The 4,911-nt window shown below is 49.5% G+C and carries 7 protein-coding genes; all 7 read left to right on the top strand.

Features of this window, described 5'->3' with window-relative positions; all coding sequences use genetic code 11:
- Positions 1–339: DUF255 domain-containing protein (locus Q7U71_10970; GenBank protein ID MDO9392278.1), on the top strand; the 339-nt coding region annotated here is incomplete at its 5' end.
- Complete coding sequence (locus Q7U71_10965) at positions 340–474, top strand: hypothetical protein (GenBank protein MDO9392277.1); 135 nt, start codon at positions 340–342, stop codon at positions 472–474. It begins immediately after the preceding gene.
- A gap of 76 nt (positions 475–550) precedes the next feature.
- Positions 551–1,000, top strand: coding sequence for a redoxin domain-containing protein (locus Q7U71_10960; protein ID MDO9392276.1), 450 nt, complete (start codon positions 551–553; stop codon positions 998–1,000).
- Positions 1,001–1,222: 222 nt separating this feature from the next.
- Positions 1,223–1,930, top strand: coding sequence for a TetR family transcriptional regulator (locus Q7U71_10955; protein ID MDO9392275.1), 708 nt, complete (start codon positions 1,223–1,225; stop codon positions 1,928–1,930).
- A 173-nt stretch (positions 1,931–2,103) separates the two neighbouring features.
- The gene (locus Q7U71_10950; GenBank protein ID MDO9392274.1) at positions 2,104–2,433 is read left to right on the top strand and encodes a hypothetical protein; all 330 of its coding nucleotides are present in this window, start codon (positions 2,104–2,106) and stop codon (positions 2,431–2,433) included.
- Between the two features lie 30 nt (positions 2,434–2,463).
- The gene (locus tag Q7U71_10945; GenBank protein ID MDO9392273.1) at positions 2,464–3,789 is read left to right on the top strand and encodes a S41 family peptidase; all 1,326 of its coding nucleotides are present in this window, start codon (positions 2,464–2,466) and stop codon (positions 3,787–3,789) included.
- Between the two features lie 96 nt (positions 3,790–3,885).
- Positions 3,886–4,911 (top strand): DUF5916 domain-containing protein (locus Q7U71_10940; GenBank protein ID MDO9392272.1); only part of this gene is annotated, 1,026 nt, incomplete at its 3' end.

Genomic DNA, 4,911 nt, shown 5'->3' with positions numbered 1-4,911 from the left:
ACCGACTGGTGCCACTGGTGCAAGGTGATGGACGAGAAAACCTATGTAGACCCGGCGGGGGCGGGGCTGATGAAGGAGAGCTTTGTGGCGGTCAAGCTGAATGCCGAAAGGGAGAACATCGTCAACTTCAAGGGCAAGGCCTATACCGAAATTGACCTGGCCCGCAATTTTGACGTCAGCGGCTATCCCACCACCCTGTTCCTGGCCAGCGACGGAACGGTCATCGGCAAGATCCCGGGATACATCGAGGCCCCGGTGTTCAAAAAAATACTGGAATACCTCACTTCCGGCTCATATAAAAGCATGAGCCTGGACCAATACCTTTCGGGGAAGAAGTAAATGCGGCGGGTGCTGTCAATTGCTGTTGTGCTGCTGGCTCTGGCCGCCATCGGATCCGGATATGTGCGCCGGGAGCACAAGCGGCTTTACATCAACGCCGTGGCCATCTGCTATTCCTGCATAGGACTGGAATAGGGCCGCTTTTTGACAGGATTTACATGATTCACTTATAGGATCAAACGGAACCACAAAAGCAAAAGGAGGGTATGTGATCAAGCTCGGCCAAAAGGCGCCGGACTTTGTTCTGAAAGACCAGCACAACCAGGAATTCAAGTTGTCTGACCTTAATGGGCGAAAGGTGCTGCTGTCCTTTCATCCCCTGGCCTTTACCAAGATCTGTGCCCGGCAGATGCAGGCCCTGGAGAAGAACCTGAAGGCCTTCGATCTTTTGAACACGGTCCCGGTGGGCATAAGCGTGGACACCGTTCCCAGCAAGCATGCCTGGGCCAAGGAGATCAAGATTAAGAACCTCAGGATGCTTTCAGACTTTTGGCCGCACGGCAAAGTAGCTAAAGACTACGGGATATTCCGCCGGGAGCAGGGGTTCTCGGAACGGGCAAATATCCTGGTTGACGAGTTTGGGAAGGTGATCTGGATAAAGGTTTATCCCATAAAAGAGCTGCCGGAACTAAAGGAAGTATTAAAGTTTTTGAGTTTATAAGTTGATCATCTTTAGTTTTTAGCCCTGCTGTCAAAAGCAGGGCTATTTTTTATGGGGAAAAAGAAAATTTTATGCAAGTTCTCAACTAAAAGCAATACTTATTGTTATGCCTTTTGACTTGCACATTTAGCCGACAAATACGAGAAATATTTAAACAGGGACTTGACAAAATAAACATTTAATGCTATAATACAAACGTTTGTTTAACTAAAGGATGATAAAATGTCTCCCAAAGACTATTCCCTGCCTGAACCAAAGAGCCGCATATTCAATGCCGCTGCCGCCCTGTTCGTCAACAAGGGTTTTGAAGCTGTCGGAGTGCGCGAGATCGCCAAAGAGGCCAAGGTCAATATTGCCATGATCAATTATTACTTTGGCGGTAAAGTCGGTATTTTAAAAGCTATATTGGAAGAAACCTACCAGAAGTATTACGATGCCCAGGCGTCGGCCGGAAATGATTCAACCCCGCCGGAAGAAAGAGCCAGGAACCTGGTGACAAACGTGGTCCGGTTCTTCCGGGAAAACACCGAAATTGCTTTGGTCACATTCAATACCATGTTGTTTGATATCCCGGATGTATTGTGTTTGCAGGAAAAATGGGGCAAGATGAATTATGCAGTGATGGGAGGGTTCTTTAAACAAATAGGCGTGGACCTTATGGATCCGGTTCACAACAGTATTTATAACGGTTTTTTGGGGAACATGATAAAAAGCCATTTTCAGTTCAGGTATGTTACTGAGCGTTTGTCAAACGAAAATAAGGATGAAAATTGCCCGGGGGACAAGGATGACATTTGGCAGATGAAGCCTGATTATAACGATGGTTTTTACGAAAGGTACATTGATCTTTTGGTAAACCAATATTTCCATGGCGTGATCTACGCCACCCAGAAAGATAAAATGAAACTCCATAAAGGAGAGAATAAATGAAACAAAAGATCACTTATTACGTATTTTATATGTAATATTTCGGTTCAAGTCATCGTTGCCTCTGGGTAAAAGAAAAAAGCCGCTAAAACGGCCTATTTTTTGATAAAAACAATAAACAAACGTTTGTGCTTTTGCATCTTTGTATAAAATCAATTCAAAAAAGTGAGGTTATCATGAAAAAGAAAATAATGCCAGTGATCATCATTCTGGGCTTGGCTTCAATATCAGCAGCCCAGACAAATCCGCAAAACATAATCAATTCCAAGACATCCGAAGGTTACTATGCGTTGTATTTGACGGAAGGAGCCATCCCGGCCGATGCATTGCGGCAGGATCAGACAGTGAAAACCAACCATAAAGATGCGCTCCAAAAGCAAAACGCCAAAGAACACAATACTGCCTCAATGCTGGCAGGCTTAGGCCAGGCGCATAAAAGCAAAGCCGGACTGCCTAAAAAAGGCAATGTAACCAAGACCCGCAATACCCGGACAGTTTACAATTAAAATAACTGAAGAACAATAAAGGAGTTGTATATGAAACTGGTAGTATTACTATCCAAAATGATGCTGATGGCCTTGCTGGCCGGATCGATACAGGCCCAGCCCCAGCCCAAAGTTGCTTTAGATAAGACAATAAAAAAACAAACCATAGAAGCGGTCACAATACTGCTGGACAGTAACTACGTTTTCCCGGAAACGGCAAAGAAAATGAATCGATTGGTGCTGAAAAACCTTCGTTCCGGCAAGTACGACAAGATCACCGACCCGGAAGAGCTGGCCGGGCGGTTGACCGAGGACCTGAGGTCGGTCAGCCATGACCTGCACCTAAATGTAAGGTACGAACCGGGACAGATAGCGGCCATGCGGGCTGATACCCAAAGTAATCAGGTTCCGCCGGAATGGATGAAGAGCATGCAGAGGATAAATTATGGTTTTGTCAAGGCGGAGTACCTGCCGGGGAATGTAGGCTATCTGGAACTGAAAGCCTTCACCGATCCCAAACTTCACGAAGCAGGCCAGGCGGCGATATCGGCCATGAACTATCTGGCCAACGCCCAAGCCGTCATCTTCGACCTGAGAAAGAACGGGGGCGGGCATCCCGAGATGATCCAGCTGTTGTCCAGTTATCTTTTTGCCGAGCCCACCCATCTTAACGATATATATGAGCGTCCCGGCAACACCACCCAGCAATACTGGTCCCTGCCGTACATCTCCGGTTCCCGCAGGCCGGATGTGCCGGTCTACATCCTGACCAGCAACTATACTTTTTCCGCGGCCGAGGAGTTCAGCAACAATCTTAAGGAGCTGAAAAGGGCCACCATAGTGGGCGAGAACACCGGGGGCGGAGCCCATCCGGTGGATTTCAAGATAGTCAACGATCTATTCACTCTTTCCCTGCCCTTTGGCCGGTCCATCTCCCCCGTTTCCAAGACCAACTGGGAGGGGACCGGGGTAATACCGCATGTCAAAGTGCCGGCCGACAGCGCCTTCAACACCGCCTACCTGATGGCCCTGGACACCTTGATCACCAAAGCCAGCGATCCCCTTGACCGGCAAAGCCTGAAAAGCACCCGCCTGCTGAAGATCGCGGAGTTTGGCAATTACCGGGTGCCGGAGGAGAAGCTTAAAGACTATGCCGGAAGCTACGGCACCAGGATTATCATTTACCAGCCGGGCCAGCTTTATCTGGCCAGGAACGGCCGCCCCGGGTACAAGCTGCTTCCGGTCTCGGACGCAAGTTTCTTAGCGGATATCACAGGCGCCCGGATCGACTTCATCCTTAGTCCGGAAGGCAGGGCCACGGCTTTGGATTTTACCCGGCCCAACGGCGAGATCACACGAAGCGAGAAGAACCAGTAAGCCGCTCATTGGAAAAGGCCACCGAAAGAAACTATCCCCGCCAGGGATACAAAACCATATTGTCGGTCAATCAACGGCAATACAAGGAGGATCCAAATGGAAGTGAACCACCTTCTAAAGGCCATAGCTGCAGCAATTTTACTGAACCTTTTATCCTGCAGTGCCTGGGCCCAGGAGCCGGCCGGAGAAAAGATCTCCGCATCAACCAATCCTAAGGTTTTCAGTGTTAGGCAGGTCCAGACCCCGCCCGAGATCGACGGGATCATCGAAGATATCTGGCAGCAGGCGAATTCGGTCAGCGATTTCGTCCAGAGCCAGCCCTACGAGAATACCGAGCCCGGCGAGAAGACCGTGGTCTATATGCTGCAGGATCAAGAAAATCTTTACGTTGCCTTCCGCTGCCATGCGGTTAAGAACCCCCCGGTGGCCTGTTTCACCAAGGACGAGGACTATGTAATCGTCAAGTTCGACCCCTTCGGAAGCCGGACCAACGGTTATTTCTTTCTGGTCTTCGGCAGCGGCATTTTCTGGGATGGGCTAATCATGGACGACGGCCGGAGCCAGGATCAATCCTGGGAGGGGGTATGGTACAATGCGGTGAAGATGTATTCCGACAAAATGGAAGTGGAGATGAAGATCCCCTTCAAGACATTGCGCTACAAGAAGGGCCTGGGGGAATGGAACATTCAATTTGCCCGGCATATCGCCACCACTTTTGAAGACGACTACTGGACCGAGGTCACCCAGAAGGACGGCGATCTGGTATCCCGCTGGGGTACGGCGGTTAATATCAACCCAAAATCATCGGGTTATTATTTCGAGTTGTACCCCGAAGGCTTTTTCCGTTTTGAAGATTTTAAGGGAAAGACCCCGGCCAGGAATGTCAAGGGCAGCATGACCGCCAAATGGGACCTGACCCCGCAGACCAGCATCAACGCCACAGCCTATCCCGATTTTGCCCAGATCGAATCGGACCCGTCCTCGGTGAATCTTTCCAGGTATCCCACCTATCTTCAGGAACAGCGGCCGTTCTTCGTCGAGGGTCAGGAGATATTCCGTTTTTCGGAATTCCAGGGCAGTGGTTTCTTCCAGCCGCTCAACATCTTTTATTCGCGCCGGATC

The organism is bacterium (assembly GCA_030655055.1).
Classification (GTDB): Bacteria; Edwardsbacteria; AC1; order AC1; family EtOH8; genus UBA5202.
The sequence above is the reverse complement of the archived record's forward strand: the minus strand, read 5'-3'. Positions and strand labels throughout refer to the sequence as shown.

Coding starts and splice junctions, on each gene's coding strand:
- Q7U71_10950 (MDO9392274.1), top strand. CDS start 2,104: ATGAAAAAGAAAATAATGCCAGTGATCATCATTCTGGGCTTGGCTTCA.
- Q7U71_10955 (MDO9392275.1), top strand. CDS start 1,223: ATGTCTCCCAAAGACTATTCCCTGCCTGAACCAAAGAGCCGCATATTC.
- Q7U71_10965 (MDO9392277.1), top strand. CDS start 340: ATGCGGCGGGTGCTGTCAATTGCTGTTGTGCTGCTGGCTCTGGCCGCC.
- Q7U71_10945 (MDO9392273.1), top strand. CDS start 2,464: ATGAAACTGGTAGTATTACTATCCAAAATGATGCTGATGGCCTTGCTG.